Here is a 19,758-nt window from a genome sequence, read left to right as displayed (position 1 = left end):
ACAAAAAGCCCTTCCGGCCAATGGCCGGAAGGGCTTTTTTACACCGCTCTCTCACCTGACATCCTCAAGCAAGATGCACGTCTCAGGACGCCACGGCTTCTGGATCATCGCGTTTCGACAGGTTGTCGGTCACGAAGGAGCGGCCTTGTACCGCCAACCACATGAGACCACACAGCACGCCGACCACGATGAAGAGACCTCCCAGGGTGGGGGTCAGATCACCGGAGTGTGCGGCGACCAATTGCACGGCGATGGCACCTAGCATGCTGGTGAGGAAGTGGATGAGGGCCACCGCGGAGCCGGTGTCGCGCTGCTGCTGCTCCAGAATGAGGTTGGTGCCGGGCACGCGCAGGCCAACCACGGCGAGCGTCGCGCAAGCAGCACAGGCGGCGAACAGCCACGGGGAGCGATCACCGAACAGCACCAGTATCACGCCACTCACGACCAGTACCGCGAAGCCCACCCGGATGATGGTCTGGACGGACATCACCCGCGACAGGCGCAGATACAGCATCGGGCCGAAGAGTGCGCACAGGGCATTCATGGCGAAAATCAGACTGAAGGCCTGCTCCGACATGCCGAACCCATCGATATAGATGTACGCGGCACTGCCGATGAACGCCATCAGGCACATCGGCGCCATGCCGAACAGCAGCACCAGATAGGCGAAGTGCGGATTGCGCAGCACCGTGCCGAGTCGGCTCCAGGATTTGAGCACCGGCCCTTCATAGCGATGCTGGAGCGATTCCCGGAACAGCAGCACGAGGGCAAACGCGAGGGCGCCAAACACGGCAAGTGTCACGAAGATCGCGTGCCAGGAGGCTATCTTCAGCAGCGCTGCCCCCAGCACGGGGGCGACCAGCGGCGCGATCACCACCAGCGACATGACGGTGGCCAGAATTCGCTCGCGCTCACGCCCCTTGTAGAGGTCCTTCACAATGGAGGTTTCCACCACCGTGATGGCGCCACCGCCGAAGCCCTGCAGAATCCGGAACAGGATCAACGGCTCGATGCTGTGGGTGAACACGCAGCCCAGACTGGCCAGAACGTAGAGCACGAGCCCGATCATCAGGATCGGCTTGCGCCCGAACTTCTCGCTCAACGGCCCCCAGAACAGCATACCGCAGGCATAGGCGACCATGTAGCCACCCAGCGTCAGATTCACGGCGTCACGCGGGACACCGAAGGTCTCTGCTATCTGCGGCAGCGCTGGCAGATAAATATCCATCGTCAGTGGAGGGAAGGCCCCAAGGACGATCAGCAATAACAGCATCCCGCGTCGGCCCAGCCGTGGTTGTTCAGTCGTCATCATCTTTCCTTCAGATTCGGGGGACTCCGTCACTGGTCACGACACCAGATTCGGCACCACGCAAGATGGTATCACCGCGATGCACCCTCCTCCCCGACTCTGCCACGACTCTCCTTATACTGACGAAAGCTCCACAATCTTTCGCTAAAAGACGACTGTCCGGCTGTGAGGCAAGGATGTTGATGCGCTCCGAAGTGCATCGCAATCCCATGCTTCGACACAACTCGATGACAACGTTCAGACCGTCACTCAATGGGGTGTGAAGCGTGGAGGATGGCCGAGTTTGGCTTCTTCCACTCCGCCCACGGCGTACGGCCCGACCTGCGCAAGGCCAGGCAGGAACCAGTCGAACAGGAGTGAGCAAGCGGCTAGCGTTTCCTGAATCACGTCCACAAAAAAAGCCCTTCCGGCCAATGGCCAGAAGGGCTTTTTTATTGCTACGTTCTCGTCTCGATCAGTTCAAGAGACCGTCTAGACAGAACGCTGCGTCAGCTCAGCGAGGGGTGATCGTCAGACGATCATTCCCACTCAATGGTGGCCGGCGGCTTGCTGCTGACGTCATAGGTGACGCGCGAGACGTGCTCCAGCTCGTTGATGATGCGGTTGGAGACCTTCTCCAGCAGCTCATACGGCAGGTGCGCCCAGCGGGCGGTCATGAAGTCGACAGTCTCGACGGCACGAATGGCGATGACCCACTCGTAACGACGGCCATCGCCGACGACGCCGACGGACTTGACCGGCAGGAAGACGGCAAACGCCTGGCTGGTCTTGTGGTACCAGTCGAAGTTGTGCAGTTCTTCGATGAAGATGGCGTCGGCTTCACGCAGGATGTCTGCGTATTCCTTCTTCACTTCACCGAGGATACGCACGCCCAGACCCGGCCCCGGGAAGGGGTGACGGTAGACCATGTCGTACGGCAGGCCGAGTTCCAGGCCAATCTTGCGCACTTCGTCCTTGAACAGCTCACGCAGCGGCTCGACCAGTTCCATCTTCATGTCGTCCGGCAGGCCGCCGACATTGTGGTGGGACTTGATGACGTGGGACTTGCCGGTCTTGCTGGCCGCGGACTCGATCACGTCAGGGTAGATGGTGCCCTGGGCGAGGAAGTCGACATCCTTGAGCTTGGTGGCTTCGGCATCGAACACTTCGATGAAGGTGTTGCCGATGGCCTTGCGCTTGGCTTCCGGGTCACTGACACCCTTGAGCTTGCCGAGGAAGAGGTCTTCAGCATCGACACGGATGACCTTGACGCCCATGTGGCGTGCGAAGGTTTCCATGACTTGATCGCCTTCCTTCTTGCGCAGCAGGCCGTTGTCGACGAAGACGCAGGTCAGCTGATCACCGATGGCCTTGTGCAGCAGCGCCGCGACCACGGAGGAATCGACGCCGCCGGACAGGCCAAGCAGTACCTTGCGATCACCCACCTGCGCGCGAACGCGATCGGTGAGGTCTTCGATGATCTTGGCCGGTGTCCACAGACGCTCTGCCTGGCAGATCTCGATCACGAAGTGTTCGAGAATGCGCTGGCCCTGCAGGGTGTGAGTGACTTCCGGGTGGAACTGCACGCCGTAGAACTGCTTCTCTTCCCACGCCATGGCGGCAATCGGGCAGCTCGGGGTGGAAGCGGTGACCGTGAAGGTCTCCGGCACCTGGGCGACCTTGTCGCCGTGGCTCATCCAGACGTCAAGCAGCGGACGGCCTTCGTCATCCAGGTGGTCCTTGATGTCCTTGAACAGCGCGGACTCACCATCGACACGAATCTGGGCATAGCCGAATTCACGCACGTTGGAGCCTTCGACCTTGCCGCCCAGCTGCTCGGCCATGGTCTGCATGCCGTAGCAGATACCGAATACCGGCAGACCCATCTCGAACACGCACTGCGGTGCACGCGGCGAGTCCAGTTCGGTCACGGATTCCGGACCACCGGCAAGGATGATGCCGTTGGGGTTGTACTCGCGAATCTCTTCTTCAGTGATGTCGAAGGCACGCACTTCGGAGAACACGCCCAGCTCACGCACGCGACGTGCGATCAGCTGAGTGTACTGAGAACCGAAATCGAGGATCAGGATCTTGTGGGAATGGATGTCTTGCATCTTCAGTCTCTCATTGGGGAGTCGTGAGACCCGCTTCGGAGCTGCGAGGGAGCACGAGAGGGGCCGAGACTTCCGGAACCCTAAGCAAAGCGGGAACCCGTCTAGGGCTCCCGCTTCACGTCGCGCTTCGCTGTGCTTCAGTCGCGCCGGTAGTTGGGCGCTTCTTTGGTGATCTGCACGTCATGGACGTGGGATTCGGCGAAGCCGGCACCGGTGATCTGCACGAATTCAGGCTTGGTGCGCATCTCTTCGATGGTCTGGCTACCGGTGTAGCCCATGGAGGCACGCAGGCCACCCATCAGCTGGTGCACGATGGCGCTCATCATGCCCTTGTAGGGCACGCGGCCTTCGATGCCTTCCGGGACCAGCTTCTCGACGCCGGCATTCTTGTCCTGGAAGTAACGATCACTGGAGCCCTGGGTCTGGGACATGGCGCCCATGGAACCCATGCCACGGTAGGCCTTGTAGGTACGCCCCTGGAACAGCTCGACTTCACCCGGCGCTTCTTCAGTACCGGCGAGCAGGCCGCCGATCATGACGATGCTGGCGCCTGCGGCGATGGCCTTGGCGATGTCGCCGGAGAAGCGGATACCGCCATCAGCGATGACCGGCACGTCGTACTTGGCCATGGCGGCCGCGACGTTGGCGACAGCGCTCATCTGCGGCACACCGACACCGGCGACGATACGCGTGGTGCAGATGGAACCCGGGCCGATGCCGACCTTGACGCCGTCTGCGCCGGCTTCTGCCAGGGCGATGGCGGCTTCTGCCGTGGCGATGTTGCCACCGATGACCTGAATCTTCGGATGGTTCTGCTTCACCCAAGCGACGCGCTCGATCACGCCCTTGGAATGGCCGTGTGCGGTATCGACGACAATGACGTCAACGCCGGCTTCGGCGAGTGCCGCGACGCGATCCGGCGTTTCCGGACCCGTACCAACCGCAGCGCCGACCAGCAGGCTGCCGTTGCTGTCTTTTGCTGCGTTCGGGTAGGCCTTGACCTTCTCGATGTCGCGCACGGTGACCAGGCCACGCAGGCGGAATTCTTCATCCACCACCGGCATCTTCTCGATGCGGCTTTCCTGCAGCTTGGCCTTGATCTCGTCCAGTGAGGTGCCTTCAAGCACGGTCACCAGCTTGTCGCGACCCGTCATGATACCGGCGACGGTATCGCTGTGATCCGGCTGGAAACGCATGTCACGGCCGGTCACGATACCGACGAGGTATTCACCTTCGACGACCGGGAAGCCGGAGTAACCATGCTCCGCGGACATTGACAGCAGGTCCTGGATCTTGGCTTTCGGGCTGACGGTGACCGGGTCACGCACGATGACGCTCTCGTGCTTCTTGACCTTGCGGACTTCCGCCGCCTGCTGGACGATGCTCATGCTCTTGTGGATGATGCCGACACCGCCTTCCTGAGCCATCGCAATGGCCAGGCGAGCTTCGGTGACAGTATCCATCGCGGAAGAGATAAGCGGGATATTGACGCTGATGTCACGAGTGAGACGGGATCTCAGGCTGACGTCCTTGGGGAGGACCTCGGAGTAGCCGGGGACGAGAAGAACGTCATCAAACGTCAGAGCTTCTTGCGCTATACGTAGCATGTCGAACGCCCAGTAGCAGTTTGTGAGGGATGCGCGAAAGCCGCAGTGCAGGGCCTGAGTGACAGGCGCCATGACTACGGATATTGCGTTGCTGCGAAAGGTAATGACCCATTATAGCTCATATGAATCCCTGCAGACAAACGTCGCACGCTATGGAAATGAAAATCCCGAACGCCGCGACACTAACCGATTGGTCAAGTGTGGCGGCGCCATCGGGGGTCACAATACTCCCTCAATACGCTCTCGATTCATGCCTGGTGCAATGGCACGACAGCTTGCGAGCGTCACCATCAGCGCCGCCAGGGACTTGGCCTCAAGAGTCAGGTTCAAAGGCAAAGATTCAGGCTCAAGCTCGCCTCCTTCATGCGTCAAGGGGTTGGTGCGCCTCCCGAGTAGGCATTGAACCAGCGGGCAAGAAAGTCCGCCCGGCGCGAGCCATCCAGCATGCTCAGCGAGGAGGCATCCAACGGCTGCGGATAGAGGCGCTGACCGACCTGATCGCGCAGTGATTGCGCGGTGAAGGGGCCTAGAACATCGCTGCGAATGCTGAAAAGCGGTGTTTCGCCCGCCAGCACATGCTGGCCTGCGCGGCTGAGCAGGAAATTCAGAAAGGTACGTGCCGCTTGCGGATGCGGTGCATCGCGATGAATGAACGCGGTACGCATCGAAATCAGCGCGTAGTCAGAGGGCATCTGCACGATGACTTCAGGATGTGACTGCGCCCATTGCAACGCATACGACCCCAGCAGGTTATAGCCCAGCCAATAACGCCCCTCGGAGAGCCCTTCCAGGATGCGCTGCGTACTGGTCTCAAGCGTGGCATTGACGCGCCCCAGTGCCTCGACCAGCGACCAGAAGCGGCCGGAGTAGCGCGAGTCCTGCAGATAGAGCACATAGCCCAGCGCACTCCGGGAGGGCGAATAGGCGGCAACGCGTCCTGACAGGGTGTCTGCGTGTTCGGTCAACAACCGCAGCACATCGGCATGCGAAGACGGCGGCAGCATCTTGCCCGCCAGATCCAGCCGATAGGCCATCACGATGGGCTCAAAAGTGAAGGCGAAGACTTCATCGCGCCACTTGGCCCATGCCGGCCATCGCCGAGCGACGTCGCTGTCGAGTCGCTGCGCCAGCCCTTGATTCACCAGCGCCACCTGCCACGGCATGGCGGAGCTGATGATGATGTCGGCACCGGGGGCAGTCTGCTCGGCAAGGGCATGGACGCCCATCGAGGTGCGGTCACGATAGTCGATCTCTAACTCGGGATGTTGCTGCGAGAAGGCCGTCAGCAGCGGCGTCGCGACCTGTTGATCGAGTGCTGCTTCAATCACCAGTCGCGAGGCTGCCGAGGCTGTCGATATCCCCATGCCCCCCACCAGCAGGCTTATCAACAGACTCATCAATAACCTCGGCAACAGATTCAGCACCAGCTGAACGGTCAGTCGCTGTCCCGGCTTGCGCTTATGCATCTGCCTCTCCTGTCGGCAATTGCCGTAGCGTCAGGCTGATGTGCAAGCCGCCCTCAAGACGATTGCTCACCTGTAGCGTGCCTTGATGACGCTGAGCGATGGTCTCGACGATGGCAAGCCCAAGCCCTGAGCCTTCGGTGTCCTGACGCCCGCCGCGCTCGAAGGGCTGACACAGCCGTTCCAGCATTTCGGGGGCAACACCCGGTCCATTGTCTTCGCTATACAGCACGACCTTGTCAGCCGTCAGCGTCAGTCCCAGCGTGATTTCACTGCCGGCGGGCGTATAGCGCAGCGCGTTCTCGATCAGGTTGCCGATCAATTCCCGCAGCGCCCACTCCTCGCCCAGCACGCTGATCGGGCTATCGGGGAGCGACGCCAGCCCCAGGTCATGCTGAAGCGCCATGTCGCGTTCTGCCCACTCCAGCACGACGTCTCGCAGCAGCGCGCTCAGCTCCACCACCTCGTGTTCGGCGGGCAATGCCAGATGGCGAAGACGGGTGAGATTCAAGAGCTGGCCCGCCAGACGACTGGTACGCGCGGCACTGGCATGGATGTCACTCAAGGCTTGATGCCACTCATCGGGAGAGCGGCTCTGCAGGGCAAATTCCGCCACGTTCTGCACCCCCGCCAAGGGCGTGCGCAACTGATGGCTGGCATCCGCCGTGAAGCGCAGCAAGGCATCACGCGACGCCCCCTGACGATGGAAGAGTTGCTCAAGCGTATCGACGAGTTCGCGCATCTCCTCAGGCATGCTACCGGAGAGCGGACTGGCATCCTGCGACTGTCGGCGACGCAGCTGATCCCGCAGCCGCTTGAGTGGCGTGAGCGCCAGTCGCAGCGTGATGAAGATCATCACGACCGCCAACAGCCCCATCACCAGTATTCGCCCTACCGCACGGACCAAGAGATCGCGCGCCAGCATCTCGCGCCCCTCCGTGGTGTGGCCGACCCAGATCTGCACGCGAAACTGACGCTCCCAACCGGCAGAGCGCACGCTGCGCGCATGCAGTCGCCACTTCACGCCCTGGTAGTCGGTATCCAGCCAGACATCCCCCTCTCTGGCTTCGCGCTTGAGCTTGCCCGGCAGGGGAATGTCGAGATTGTTGGCCAGCACCCGCCCCTGGTCATCAATCAAGCGATAGAAGACGCGCTCCTGATGGCGGGTCGACAGAATGCTGAGCGCGGCGGGCGGCATCATGATGCGCGGCATGTCGTCCTGCCACTGGATGGCCTCTGACATCGCCAGCAGGGCATCTTCCAGTTGGCTGTCAAAGGCGCGCTGCGCCGAGCGCTGGCTGGTCACCCAGGCGTCGATCAACAGCAGGCCGCCGACGATGAGCATCATGCTCATCAGCCAGCCCAGCAGACGATTGCGCAGCTTGCCCTGGATGATCATCCGGCGCCTGTCATCTCGAGGCGATAGCCCAGCCCGCGCAGGGTGCGAATCTGGACATCGCTGCCTGCCAACCGCTTGCGCAGGCGGCTGATATACACCTCCAGCGCATTGGAGCCGACCTCCCCATAGCCGAACACCTTGCCCTCGATGACTTCTCGCGACACCACCTTGCCGGCATGCAGCATCAGGCTTTCCAGCAGGCGGCGCTCACGCGGGGGCAGGTCCAGCACCGCGTCCTGCAGGGTCAAGGTGCCACTACCGGCAGAGGACATCGTCAGTGACCCGAAGCGGATGCTGTTGTCGCTACGCCCCTGACTGCGCCGCAGCAGGGCACGCACGCGCGCTTCCATCTCCACCAGCGAGAACGGCTTGGCCAGATAATCATCAGCGCCGAGATCCAGCCCGCGCACGCGGTCATCCACTCCATCGCGGGCAGTGATGATCAGCACCGGCGTGAGATCACCGCGTTGGCGTAGCTCCGCCAGCAATTCCATGCCCTGCCCGTCCGGCAAGCCCAGATCGAGCAGCACGAGATCGAAGCCACCCTGACGCGCAGCATCGCGGGCAGAGGCCAGGCTTGAGAAGGTGTCCACCGCGAATCCCGACGCAGAAAGACTGCGCTCCAGGGCGCTGGAAATGAGGGGATCGTCCTCAATCACTAGCAGGCGCATGCGTCGAATGTCTCATGAGGGTTAGGGAAATCTGACAGGTTGATGAAAGGTCGCGCTCCTACCATGCCTTCATCGCCTCAGCATTCGCGATGCATCACCACAAGAGCGCCAGCCTTCGCCTTGAACATAAAGCAAAAGGCGCTCTGTGGACAAAAACAATCTGGACAACAACAAGACGCATCAGGAGCACACCATGCCATCCACAAAACGTCTCGCCGCCGCCCTCGTCGCACCGCTGGCCATCGCCACCGTCAGCCTGTTGTCATTGCCAGTCATGGCCGCTGACAGAAGCGAGTGCATCGCCCCCGCCAAACCGGGGGGTGGTTATGATCTGACCTGCCGCCTGGCCGCCAATGGCCTGCTGGAAACCGGCGTCATCGATTCCCCGATGATGGTGACCTACATGCCGGGCGGTATCGGCGCTGTTGCCTACAACCATGTCATCGGAGTACGCAGCGACGATCCAAACCTGATCGTGGCCGCCAGCACTGGCGCCGCCGTCAATCTGGCGCTGGGTAAATTCGGCAAGTTCACCGCCGATGACGTGCGTTGGGTCGGTGCGCTGGGCGTCGACTATGGCGCCGTGGTCGTGAATGCCGACTCTCCGTGGCAGACACTGGATGAGCTGATGGACGACCTCAAGAAACATCCGAGCGAAATCCCCTTCGGCGCCGGCGGTACCATCGGTAGCCAGGACTGGATGAAGGCGGCACTGATCGCCAAGTCGATCGATGTCTCGCCGCGCAAGCTGCGCTATGTGTCCTTCGAGGGTGGCGGTGAAGCGCTGGCAGCCCTGCTGGGCAATCACATCAAGGTGTATACCGGCGACCTTTCCGAGCTTCAGTCACAGCTGTCCAGCGGCAAGATTCGGGTGCTGGCTGCGCTGTCGGAAGAACGCGTGCCAGGGGCCTTCGCTGATATTCCCACCGCCACTGAACAGGGCTACGACGTGACCTGGCCAATCTGGCGCGGGTACTACATGGGCAAGGATGTCAGCGATGCTGATTACAACGCCTGGGTCGAGCGCCTCAAGCTGCTGAGCGAGAAGCCTGAATTCGCCAAGATTCGTGAAGCTCGCGGTCTGTTCCCGATCCAGAAATTCGGCCCTGACTTCGATCAGTACGTGAAAGCGCAGATCACCGACTTCAAGACCCTCGCCCAAGAAGTAGGTCTGACCCAATGAAAATCGCCGCCGACCGCATCCTGGGCATTGCCCTGATGGGGCTGGCGGCGTTCATCGTCGCCCAGGCCCTCAGTATCCATGTGCCCTTCGCCTACGACCCGGTAGGACCCAAGGCCTTCCCCATCGGGCTTTCCATCATGATGGCCGCCTTCTCTCTGGTGCTGATCGTACGTCCTGGCCCCGAAGGAAACTGGCCCTCTGCCGCGATTTTCGTGCAGCTGGGACTGGTGCTGCTGGTCCTCATCGTTTTCGCCTTCTTCTTCGTGCGTCTTGGCTATCCCCTCACCGCGGTGGCCGCGATTACCGCGATTGCACGGCTATTCGGCGCTAACTGGCGTGCGGCCTGCTTGACCGGTGTACTGATGGCCGGCCTGAGTTATCTGCTGTTTACCGCGGTATTGGAAATATCCCTGCCCACAGGCCTGTGGTTTTCCTGATACCGAGAGAGGTGTTGCATGTTTGATTTCATCATTCAGGGCTTCGGAGTGGCGTTGACGCCCCTCAATCTTGGCCTGGCCTTTACCGGCGCCCTGCTCGGCACACTGTTCGGTGCCCTTCCGGGCATCGGGCCCATCAACGGCATCGCCATTCTGATGCCGCTTGCCTATACCCTCGGCCTGCCTGCCGAATCTGCGCTGATCCTGCTGGCAGGTATCTATACCGGCGCGGAATACGGCGGTCGGATGTCCAGCATTCTGCTCAATGTGCCGGGGGACGCCGGCGCCGTCATGACCACCCTGGATGGCTACCCGCTGGCCAAGAAGGGCCTGGCGGGGCCTGCGCTGGGCATCTCGGCGATCAGCTCTTTCGTGGGCGCTAGCATCGCGATTCTCGGCTTGACGCTGTTCGCGCCGCTGCTGGCCAAGGTCGCGGTCCTGTTCGGCCCGGCAGAGCTGTTCACCATGATGGTGTTCGCGTTTGCCTCCATGTCCGTGATGATGGGCAATGATCCGGTCAAGACCGCCCTGGGCGCCATTCTGGGTGTGCTGATCGGGACGATCGGCGTCGACTCAGGTACCGGTATCCAGCGCTTCACCTTTGACATTCCGGACCTCTACGATGGCATCGACTTCGTGGTATTGATCATCGGCATGTTCGCGATCAGCGAGATTCTGCTGATGCTGGAAAGCCGACTGCAACACGGCAAGACAGGCGAGCTGCCCGTCATAGGCCGCGTATTCGTGACCATGAAGGAAATTCTCTACTGCAAGGGCGCCATGCTGCGCTCCAGCCTGATCGGTTTTCTGATCGGCGTGTTGCCGGGCACCGGCGCTTCGGTCGCAGGAGCCGTGGCCTATACCACCGAAAAACGCATCAGTGACAAGGACAACACCTTCGGCACCGGTGACATGCGCGGACTTTCCGCCCCGGAGGCGGCCAACAATGCTTCGGCAGCAGGTTCCTTCGTGCCGATGCTGACACTCGGCATTCCCGGTTCTGGCACCACTGCCGTGCTGCTGGGCGCACTGATGCTCTACAACATCACGCCAGGCCCGATGATGTTCAGCGAACATCCGAAAGTGGCCGGTGGCCTTATCGCATCACTCTATATCGGCAACATCGTGCTGCTGCTGCTCAATCTGCCGCTGGCGGGTTTCTTCGCGCGCGTACTGACTATCCCGCGTTGGGCACTGGTGCCCGGCATCGTCATCCTGTCCTTCGTCGGCGTGTATCAGCTGCACTCGGACATGGGTGCCATCTACCTGATGCTGGGCATCGGCATCCTTGGCTACCTGCTGCGCAAGCTCAACTTCTCGCTGGCCACCATCGTGCTGGGCTTCGTGCTCGGCGGGCTGATGGAAGAGAACCTGCGTCGCGCCCTGGCCATCAGTGGCGGTGATACCAACATCCTGTGGCAATCCGGTATCTCGCAAGGACTATGGGCCGCCTCGTTGCTGTTGATGCTCGTGCCGATGCTGCTGACATTCTTGTCAAAGCGCAGCGCCAAAGCCGCGTAAGCTGCCCAGGCGGTCCGAACACCAGCATTCTCACCATGACGCCAACGCCCCCACTCTCTGTCCTATCGGAGAGTGGGGGTGTTTTCATTGATGCGCGGCGTGTCATGGCAACGCTCGGCGAAAAACACGCGGCTGTGGCATCATGATTCGCTCTCGCATCAGCTCACCTTCCGTCCAGTCCTCCACACTCAAGGATTCGCGCGTGTTCGAACCGTCTACCTCTGCCGCCGACGCCATCAGCGTGACTCAGCTCAACCGCGAGGCAAAACGTCTGCTGGAGCGCGGACTGGGCGAGCTATGGATCGAGGGGGAGATCTCGGGCTTCTCGCAGCCGCGCTCCGGCCACTGCTACTTCACGCTGAAAGATGACAGTGCCCAGGTGCGCTGTGCGCTGTTCAAGAGTCGCGCCCAGTTTCTGCGCGAAAAACCCAAGGATGGCGACCGTGTTCGAGTGCGGGCCAAGGTGTCGTTGTTCGAGGCACGTGGCGACTATCAGCTGATCGTCGAGGCGCTGCAGCAGGCGGGACTGGGAGAATGGCTGGCGCGGCTGGCACGCCTCAGGGAGCAGCTGGCCGCAGAAGGGGTGTTTGCCAATCAGCGGGCGCTACCGCATCCGCCGCAGCATCTGGGTGTGATCACCTCGGCGACCGGTGCGGCGCTGCAAGATGTCATTGCCGTCACGCGCAAGCGCTGGCCGCAGGCTCGCTTGAGCGTTCTATCCGTTGCAGTACAGGGGCCACAGGCCGTACCCCAACTCATTCGAGCCGTGGCGATGGCCAACCGTGACAGTGACTGCGATGCGCTGCTGATCACGCGCGGCGGCGGTAGCCTCGAGGACTTGTGGGCCTTCAATGACCAGCACCTGGCACGCGCCATCTACCATTCGCGCCTGCCGGTGGTCGCGGCCATCGGCCACGAGACCGACACCACGTTGGCTGAGTTGGCAGCAGACCTGCGTGCGCCGACGCCCTCTGCCGCCGCGGAGGCGCTATTCCCCGATCAGCGCGCGCTGGCGCATCAGCTGGACGCCCTCTCCCGACGGCTATGGCGCACCCAGCGCGCCGTGCTCGATCAGGCCGCGCAGCGCCTTGACCATGCTCGATCACGCCTGCGCCATCCGGCACGTGACCTGGGACTACAACGCGAGCGCGCCAATGAGCTGGAGCGCCGACTGCACACCGCGCTGCGCCAGCGCTTGCAGAGTGAACAGGAGAACGCCGCCCAGCTGGAGCGGCGCTTGAAGCAGGCCAGCCCAGCACGCGATATCGCACGCCATCGCCAGCAAATCAGCATGCTGACACCACGCTTGATGGCGGCATTGCCGCGTCGTCTGGCCTCTGACCGAGAGCGTCTTGAGGGTGCGATGCGGGCGCTGAATGCGGTCAGCCCGCTCAACGTGATCAATCGCGGCTATGCGATTGTCGAGCGCAGCGGATCGTCAGGCTCGCCACAGGTCATTCGCGCCGCGCATCAGACCCAGCCCGGCGAGATGCTGTCGATCCGTCTCGGCGAAGGTCGCCTGGCCGTCGAGGTCAAGCGCCGCTACAAACCCAGGCCCTGAATCACTCTCTTTATTCAGCAGAATCTCAGCTCCCGGTACTGTAACGAGCCTGGCGAAACGAGAGCGAAAAAAGCCCCGCTACCTGATGAAGGTAGCGGGGCTTTTTCATGGCGCTTCACACACGATAAAGAATGCTCTCGCGAACAGCAGCTCGGGTTTTGGCCTTACGCCCTTCGCGTGGCATCGGACGCGCTGAACCTGAACGCCCTACGCGTGGCATCGGACGCGCTGAACCTGAACGCCCTTCGCGTGGCATCGGACGCGCTGAATCTAGAAATCAGGCGGCCCTTGCTCGGCACCCGGCTTGAAGACGCCCGGTTCAAGATCATGACGCCCCAACAGCTTGTAGAAGTCGGTACGGTTACGCCCCGCGATTCGGGCGGCCTGCGTCACGTTGCCTTCGGTTATCTTCAGCACCTTGATCAGATAGCTGCGCTCAAAGCCGGCACGCGCCTCGGAGAAGGACGGCAGTGCGTTCTCTTCTGCGGCCAGTGCCTGAGAGACCAAGGCTTCAGGAATCATCGAGGAGCTGGTCAGTGCGACACACTGCTCGACCACGTTGACCAGCTGACGCACGTTGCCCGGCCAGGCACTGGAGGCCAGCAGATTCAGCGCTTCCGGTGAGAAGCCCTTCACGAAAGGCTTGTGGCGCGCAGCAGCCTGACTGATCAGATACTTGGCCAGCAGCGGCACATCCTCGGCCCGCTCACGCAGGGCCGGCAGCTTGAGATTGACCACATTGAGGCGGTAGTAGAGATCTTCACGGAAGTCGCCGTCATGCATCGCCTTGTCGAGATTACGGTGCGTGGCAGAGATGATGCGCACGTCGATGGCGATCGAGGTGGTCGATCCCAGTGGACGAATCTGACGCTCTTGCAGCGCACGCAGCAACTTGACCTGCAATGCCAACGGCATGTCGCCGATTTCATCCAGGAACAGTGTGCCGCCATCCGCGGCCTGGAACAGGCCCTGATGCGCACTGATCGCACCAGTGAAGGAGCCCTTGGCGTGGCCGAACAGCTCACTTTCCAGCAGCTGCTCCGGTAGCGCGCCACAGTTGATGGCGACAAAGGGCTTGGAAGCACGCGGGCTGGCATTGTGGATCGCCTTGGCCATCAGCTCCTTGCCGGAACCGGACGGGCCAGTGACCAGCACGCTGACATCCGAGGCTGCTACCATGCGAGCCTGTTCGAGAATCTGCTCCATCTGCGGAGAGCGCGTGATGATACCCGCCCGCCAGGCATCATCGCCTTCCTTTACCGGCGGCGCCTGTGCCAGCGCTTCATCGATGGCCGCGAACAGCTCATCCTTGTCGACCGGCTTGGTCAGGAAGCTGAACACCCCCTGACGCGTGGCGCTGACGGCATCCGGAATCGAGCCATGCGCCGTCAACAGGATGACCGGCATGCCTGGCTGGCGCTTTTGTAGCTCACCAAACAGTGCCATGCCATCCATTTCGTCCATGCGCAGGTCTGACAAGACCAGATCAGGACGTGCAGTTTCGAGACGGTTAAGCGCCTCACGGCCACTCCCAGCAGTCGTGACCTTGAAGCCACGACTTTCGAGACGCATGCCGAGCAGCTTGAGCAGGCTCGCATCATCATCAACGAGCAGAATATGCGCTTGAGCGTATTTCACACTAACTCTCCTTGCGTCACTCGGCGGCGTGGGGACAACCGGCCGCCAGGCCCGCACAGTCTTGCGTCACCTAGCCAGATGGGCCGGTGACAGATCGTGGCCAGAGGCAGTCGCCGAGACTTCAGGGCGTGCTCTGGCGGCGAGAATTGATGGATTCCTCGATGGCAGTCAATGCTTCGAGCTTCTTGCTGAGCTGAGCATTATCGGCACTCAGCTTGCGACGAGCACTCTCGCTCTTGTCACGCTCATCAATCAGATCGCGGCGTTCCTCGAGCCCATTGAGCCACTGACGTAGCAACGGCTGCAGGCGACTCGGCGCCGTCGGCAGATCGGCCTTGAACAAATCGGAAGCGTGCTCCCAGTCTGACTCATCACCCCAGCTCAACAATATAGCGCGGGCGAGGCGACGATCATGACGGGTCCCTTCCAGCTGTACCAGCGTACTTCTGCGCCAGTCACCATTACCGCGTTGCGCTTGCAGGGCGAAGGCGACCCATTCATCCAGCAGGCAATCTTCCCCCGCGAAGTCCGGTAGATCACCGGCCCCAAGACAGCTGGTTTCGACACCAGGACTCATGGCTGCAGATTCAGTGCCCGGCAAGGTCATGCTTGACAGGACCCCACAGGCACTGAGGGTACTGAGCAGCACGCAGGCAGTAAGGCTCAGCAGTAGTCGTTGACCCTTCATCACTTCAGTTCCTTGCGTGTTTGATGGCACTCATTGGTGCCATTTTATGTGGTATGTACTGGCAGTAAAGGCTGATGATCCGCGCTGTCAGTATGCATTCCCTGCCTGCAGATCAGACTCGCTGCCTTCCCCTGGCGACAGCGACAGCGCACGAGTCATTGTGGGCAATGTCAGTCGGAAACAGACATCCGCCCTGGCATCGTCCACCAGCACCAATTGACCAAATTGGGCGCGGGCGCTGTCAGCCGCCACTGAGAGGCCAATACCAGAGCCCTTGAGTGGCCCCTTGCGTTTCACCGCACCCTGATAGAAGGGTTTGAACAGGTGATCGCGATCTTGAGCGGCAATTGGCTCGCCGCTGTTAGCGACCTCGATGACCAGCTGACGGCGCTCCTTGCGCGCCCTCAGCCATAGATCTCCGCCATCTTCGCCATAAGCAATGGCATTGGAAATCAGATTATCGAGAATGCGCCCTGTTCGCGGCCGGTCGGCCTCCCAGTTCAGACTGGCAGGCGGAAGATGCACTTTCATGCCTTTCTTTTCCAGTGCTAGCCGGTGCTTGGCCAGTACTTCCTTGAAGACTTCATGGACATCAAAGCGGCTTCTCTCAAGCCCTTGATTATGCTGCAACAGATTGTAGTCGAGGAGCTGCTCGATAAGCTTCTGCAATTCCTTGCTGGAATCGTCCAGCAAGCCAAGAATTTCGGCCTGATGAGGGCTCAGCGGCCCTGCCACTTCGTCAATCAAAAGCCCGGTACCCTCGCGGATGCTGGATAACGGGGTCTTGAGTTCATGGGACATGTGGCGCAGGAACTGCTGCTTCTGCTCTTCCAGCTCATCAAGACGCATCGACAGCCAGTTGAGACGCTCACCCAGCTGCACCAATTCGGCCGGCCCCTTGATCACGATTGGCCGCGCGCTGTCATCACCACTGCCAAGGCCATTGATACGACGTTCCAGCTGACGAATGGGGCGAATGATCAGCCAGGTAAAGAACAGCATCAGCAGCAGACTGATAGAGACCAGTGCTGCCGTCTGCCACCACAACTGATTCTTCACCTGAGTCGCACGCGCACGGATACCCTCGATACGGGCATCGACGAGTTCACGGGTAGAGTTGAGCAAACCGCTGGCTTGTATCGAGAAGGGGCCGAAGTTCTCTAGATGGCTGCTGACCTGCGCCACACTCATTTCGGGCATGCGCTCCAGCTCTGACAGCGTGCTTTTCAGCTCTCTGACACGCGGGTCTCCTTCACCGAGCAGGCGCGCCTGTGCATCCAGCAGCTCTCGAAAAGCGCTGGCCTTGTCGGCATAGATCTTCATCAGATCGGGGTTTTCCAGTACCGCGTACTGACGAGCGCTACGCTCCATCTCGACAGCGAGATTGGTCAGCGTGCGGGCACGTCGGGTCTGATCAACTGCCTGACGGGCGCTGACGTCGGCAAGTTCCGACAATTCTGACAACGCCTGTCCCGCCTGGAACATGAGCACTGCGATCGGCAGCATCACCACAAAGAAGGCCATCAGCACTAACTGAGGCAGGGAGCGGGGACGCCAGCGTCGTGACACCGTGGAGGCCATTGAGAAAACTCTATGCAGGAAAGGGGTGGTCATCATCGAATCACGTCTTCCAAGAATACCAGAGTTCGCCAGCGTCCATCGCGGTTGCCAGTTCGTTAATAAAGATGATTCTTATTTAAACCATTACCCCGCCACGAGACAGACAGCCTCTTGGCCGGTATTTATGATGAAGTCGATGACCCATCATCGTTAGACGTACAGTGTGATGCACAAAAAAAGAGGGCCGGCAGAGCCGGCCCAAGTACGCAGGGAACTGAAGGGTCAGTCATCACAACATGCCTCTAATACCTGGAGACACATTGTGATTGGTGGGCCTGTCAGGTGGTCTGCCTGTCAGGTCCGGGAGAAAAGAACATCACCTGGTGGTCGTTCCAGGTTAGCCGACATTCACTACGGACGAGGTCCGCGCTCCCTATCGGATGTGAAGCAGGGGGCAACACATCGCAATGCCACACGTTGAAACCTTTGTTTAGCAAAGCGCTTTCATGACTCACGCTTGAACCAAACAGAAAGCATCAACAGTCAATCTTGAGATGACGGCGGCACAATCAGACAACCACCGCATCCGGTATCGGGCATCCATGCCCGGGCATCCTTGCCCTCAAGATACTTTCCTTGCCCACGAAGGGCCGTACCTGTCTCATCGCAACCTGAAGTCACACAACGCGTGGAGCAGACGCTTGGCCTGACAGCGATCACGGGGCGCACAGGGTAGTGAGTACCGTCATCGCTGTCAGGCCAGAGATAGGGCGAGTCATACGGCCGCTAACTCTGGCTCACGATATACATAGCTAGCAACGTGCCATAAATTACAAAATGCTTTAAAAATCAATAACTTAAAAAAATACAATGATTGCGAAACTGGTAAAGTGGCCTCTAGCCGAGATATTGGTCTGTTTTTGCCTCTCATTTGTCGCAAATTGACAACACGAATCCGTAGCATCCCATTTTATAGATATATATCAACACCTTATAACGTCTCTCTTGCAAGACATAAAATGAAGCGCTGTAGTGAAAGTGCAACGTTACTATGCAAAACACCCGATGCCGGCTCACCCTCCAGAAGACAGAAGGACAAACACACATCGGGTGCCGGAAATACGCGATTCGTTAAAGTGTCTTGAGCAACACCTTGGACTGACGCGCCGAGTTATAGGCTTCACGTCGCATGGGCGGTAGATCCTCAAGCGCAGCAGACGCGAAACCATGCTCAATGAACCAGTGAACAGTATGCGTCGTCAGTGCGTATAGCCGAGTCAGCCCCGCACGGCGCGCACGTAGCTCGATATCCGTCAGCAATTGCTCGCCGCGCTGACCGCGTCGATAATCATCGTGCACGGCCACACACGCAAGCTCACCCATCTGGGCATCACGACTGACATGCAGTGCGGCACAGCCGATGATCATGCCATCGCGCGCCAGCACTACGTAATCGTCAATTTCATGTTCAAGACGTTCGCGAGAACGGGCAACCAGGATGCCACGCTGTTCCAGCGGCCCGAGCAGCGCAAGCAAACCACCCACATCCTCGAGACGCGCCTTGCGCAGCTGCTCATAGCCCTGACGCGTGATCATCGTGCCAATACCATCGCGGGTGAATAGCTCACCCAACAGGGCATCTCGATCACGCCAACTCAGCAAGTGAGTGCGCCCAACACCATGCCGTGCGGCGCCACAGGCGGCTGCCAAGTGGCGTGATAGCTCGCTATCATCCTCACGCGGCGGTGCCAGCGCAGCAGCTTCATCAGGATTGAGCTGACGCAACAGTTCACCATCGTCACCCAATAGCCCCTCGCCTTCACCCAACAGGATGAGCTTGTCTGCCGCCAGCGCGATAGCCGCATGCTCCGCAACCTCGGCGGCATCCAGATCAAACACCTCACCCGTACTGGAGAACCCCAATGGGGGCAGCACGACGATCGCCTGCTGAGAGAGCAACCCTTGAATGGCTTCACTGCGCACACGTCGCACCTCACCCCCGTGCAGGAAGTCGATACCATCACGTACACCCAGCGGCTTGGCCATCACCAGGTTGCCCGAGATAGCAGTGAGCTCGACGCCATGCAGCGGTGTATTAGGCAGACCCAGCGATAGACTGGCCTCCAGGCGCAGGCGCAACGTAGCCACCTGCTGCTCCAGGTGCCCCAGAATTTCCCGTGTGACGACCCAGCGACCCTTGTGACGCTCAGCCTCAATCCCTGCGGCATCCAGTGCATCCTTCACCTGTGGCCGAACGCCGAATACCACCACCAGGCGAACGCCAAGCGTGTGTAGTAGCGCCAGATCCTGAATCAGCTGTGCTCGTCGTGAGGAAGACAGGGCGTCACCCTCGATCAAAATGACGAAGGTGCGCCCACGATGAGCGTTGATATAGGGCGAGGAATTGCGAAACCAGTCCGCGAAGGGGAAACGCGTGTTCAAGAGCCAGCTCCGGGCAGGAGGGAGAATGAAAAAGAACATGCCGATGAAGCATCCATCATGGCCATCGACCTCATCGCATCATATCAGCGCCGCGGGCCGCACGGCGAGCAGCGAGAGCCAGAGACAAGAAAGGCGACCTTTGGGTCGCCTTTCTTGTCTTGCTCACTGCGTGCTGTCTGACTTCAC

15 protein-coding genes are annotated in these 19,758 nt (G+C 60.4%); 4 read left to right on the top strand and 11 right to left on the bottom strand.

What is annotated here, in order from left to right:
• Window positions 1–82 precede the first annotated feature (82 nt).
• The 7 genes from GQR90_RS01985 to GQR90_RS01955 form a co-directional block, all read right to left on the bottom strand.
• Entirely contained in the window at window positions 83–1,309 is a 1,227-nt protein-coding gene (locus GQR90_RS01985; RefSeq protein ID WP_199269457.1) for a multidrug effflux MFS transporter, read from the bottom strand.
• Window positions 1,310–1,827: 518 nt separating this feature from the next.
• Entirely contained in the window at window positions 1,828–3,402 is a 1,575-nt protein-coding gene (gene guaA / locus GQR90_RS01980; protein ID WP_158772661.1) for a glutamine-hydrolyzing GMP synthase, read from the bottom strand.
• A 137-nt stretch (window positions 3,403–3,539) separates the two neighbouring features.
• The gene (gene guaB / locus GQR90_RS01975; RefSeq protein WP_158772660.1) at window positions 3,540–5,009 is read right to left on the bottom strand and encodes an IMP dehydrogenase; all 1,470 of its coding nucleotides are present in this window, start codon (window positions 5,007–5,009) and stop codon (window positions 3,540–3,542) included.
• 219 nt (window positions 5,010–5,228) lie between these two features.
• The gene (locus tag GQR90_RS01970; RefSeq protein ID WP_158772659.1) at window positions 5,229–5,381 is read right to left on the bottom strand and encodes a hypothetical protein; all 153 of its coding nucleotides are present in this window, start codon (window positions 5,379–5,381) and stop codon (window positions 5,229–5,231) included.
• Window positions 5,378–6,475, bottom strand: a complete 1,098-nt coding sequence (locus tag GQR90_RS01965; protein ID WP_233266391.1) for an ABC transporter substrate-binding protein — start codon at window positions 6,473–6,475, stop codon at window positions 5,378–5,380. The genes GQR90_RS01970 and GQR90_RS01965 overlap by 4 nt, the downstream gene beginning before the upstream one ends.
• Window positions 6,468–7,871: a sensor histidine kinase gene (locus tag GQR90_RS01960; RefSeq protein WP_158772658.1), complete on the bottom strand. Its 1,404-nt coding sequence runs from the start codon at window positions 7,869–7,871 to the stop codon at window positions 6,468–6,470. The genes GQR90_RS01965 and GQR90_RS01960 overlap by 8 nt, the downstream gene beginning before the upstream one ends.
• The gene (locus tag GQR90_RS01955) at window positions 7,868–8,542 is read right to left on the bottom strand and encodes a response regulator (RefSeq protein WP_158772657.1); all 675 of its coding nucleotides are present in this window, start codon (window positions 8,540–8,542) and stop codon (window positions 7,868–7,870) included. Before GQR90_RS01955 ends, GQR90_RS01960 begins: the two co-directional genes overlap by 4 nt.
• Window positions 8,543–8,735: 193 nt before the next feature.
• Between GQR90_RS01955 and GQR90_RS01950 the strand changes: the two genes are divergently transcribed.
• From GQR90_RS01950 to xseA, 4 genes are all read left to right on the top strand, one after another.
• On the top strand, window positions 8,736–9,725 hold the full coding sequence (locus GQR90_RS01950; protein WP_144726658.1) for a Bug family tripartite tricarboxylate transporter substrate binding protein: 990 nt from the start codon (window positions 8,736–8,738) through the stop codon (window positions 9,723–9,725).
• Complete coding sequence (locus GQR90_RS01945; RefSeq protein ID WP_088743151.1) at window positions 9,722–10,162, top strand: tripartite tricarboxylate transporter TctB family protein; 441 nt, start codon at window positions 9,722–9,724, stop codon at window positions 10,160–10,162. Before GQR90_RS01950 ends, GQR90_RS01945 begins: the two co-directional genes overlap by 4 nt.
• Before the next feature lie 18 nt (window positions 10,163–10,180).
• Window positions 10,181–11,683, top strand: coding sequence for a tripartite tricarboxylate transporter permease (locus GQR90_RS01940; RefSeq protein WP_158772656.1), 1,503 nt, complete (start codon window positions 10,181–10,183; stop codon window positions 11,681–11,683).
• Window positions 11,684–11,885: 202 nt separating this feature from the next.
• Window positions 11,886–13,244, top strand: a complete 1,359-nt coding sequence (gene xseA, locus GQR90_RS01935; RefSeq protein ID WP_233266390.1) for an exodeoxyribonuclease VII large subunit — start codon at window positions 11,886–11,888, stop codon at window positions 13,242–13,244.
• A 270-nt stretch (window positions 13,245–13,514) separates the two neighbouring features.
• On the opposite strand, the gene glrR is transcribed toward xseA, so the two are convergent.
• The 4 genes from glrR to argA form a co-directional block, all read right to left on the bottom strand.
• Window positions 13,515–14,882 carry a two-component system response regulator GlrR gene (gene glrR / locus GQR90_RS01930; protein ID WP_158772654.1) on the bottom strand — a complete coding sequence of 456 codons (1,368 nt, stop codon included), beginning with the start codon at window positions 14,880–14,882 and terminating at the stop codon, window positions 13,515–13,517.
• A gap of 121 nt (window positions 14,883–15,003) precedes the next feature.
• Window positions 15,004–15,570 carry a hypothetical protein gene (locus GQR90_RS01925; protein ID WP_158772653.1) on the bottom strand — a complete coding sequence of 189 codons (567 nt, stop codon included), beginning with the start codon at window positions 15,568–15,570 and terminating at the stop codon, window positions 15,004–15,006.
• 87 nt (window positions 15,571–15,657) lie between these two features.
• Window positions 15,658–17,187, bottom strand: coding sequence for a sensor histidine kinase (locus GQR90_RS01920; RefSeq protein WP_233266389.1), 1,530 nt, complete (start codon window positions 17,185–17,187; stop codon window positions 15,658–15,660).
• 1,074 nt (window positions 17,188–18,261) lie between these two features.
• Window positions 18,262–19,572, bottom strand: a complete 1,311-nt coding sequence (gene argA, locus GQR90_RS01915; protein WP_158772652.1) for an amino-acid N-acetyltransferase — start codon at window positions 19,570–19,572, stop codon at window positions 18,262–18,264.
• Window positions 19,573–19,758 lie beyond the last annotated feature (186 nt).

The organism is Cobetia sp. L2A1, from assembly GCF_009796845.1.
In the GTDB taxonomy this organism is placed as follows: Bacteria; Pseudomonadota; Gammaproteobacteria; order Pseudomonadales; family Halomonadaceae; genus Cobetia.
This window is presented reverse-complemented; position numbering and strand designations above follow the sequence as displayed.

Excerpts from the sequence above, each read along its gene's own strand:
- GQR90_RS01985 (WP_199269457.1), bottom strand. The coding sequence starts at position 1,309 with ATGACGACTGAACAACCACGGCTGGGCCGACGCGGGATGCTGTTATTG.
- guaA (WP_158772661.1), bottom strand. The coding sequence starts at position 3,402 with ATGCAAGACATCCATTCCCACAAGATCCTGATCCTCGATTTCGGTTCT.
- guaB (WP_158772660.1), bottom strand. The coding sequence starts at position 5,009 with ATGCTACGTATAGCGCAAGAAGCTCTGACGTTTGATGACGTTCTTCTC.
- GQR90_RS01965 (WP_233266391.1), bottom strand. The coding sequence starts at position 6,475 with ATGCATAAGCGCAAGCCGGGACAGCGACTGACCGTTCAGCTGGTGCTG.
- GQR90_RS01960 (WP_158772658.1), bottom strand. The coding sequence starts at position 7,871 with ATGATCATCCAGGGCAAGCTGCGCAATCGTCTGCTGGGCTGGCTGATG.
- GQR90_RS01955 (WP_158772657.1), bottom strand. The coding sequence starts at position 8,542 with ATGCGCCTGCTAGTGATTGAGGACGATCCCCTCATTTCCAGCGCCCTG.
- GQR90_RS01950 (WP_144726658.1), top strand. The coding sequence starts at position 8,736 with ATGCCATCCACAAAACGTCTCGCCGCCGCCCTCGTCGCACCGCTGGCC.
- GQR90_RS01945 (WP_088743151.1), top strand. The coding sequence starts at position 9,722 with ATGAAAATCGCCGCCGACCGCATCCTGGGCATTGCCCTGATGGGGCTG.
- GQR90_RS01940 (WP_158772656.1), top strand. The coding sequence starts at position 10,181 with ATGTTTGATTTCATCATTCAGGGCTTCGGAGTGGCGTTGACGCCCCTC.
- GQR90_RS01925 (WP_158772653.1), bottom strand. The coding sequence starts at position 15,570 with ATGAAGGGTCAACGACTACTGCTGAGCCTTACTGCCTGCGTGCTGCTC.
- GQR90_RS01920 (WP_233266389.1), bottom strand. The coding sequence starts at position 17,187 with ATGATGACCACCCCTTTCCTGCATAGAGTTTTCTCAATGGCCTCCACG.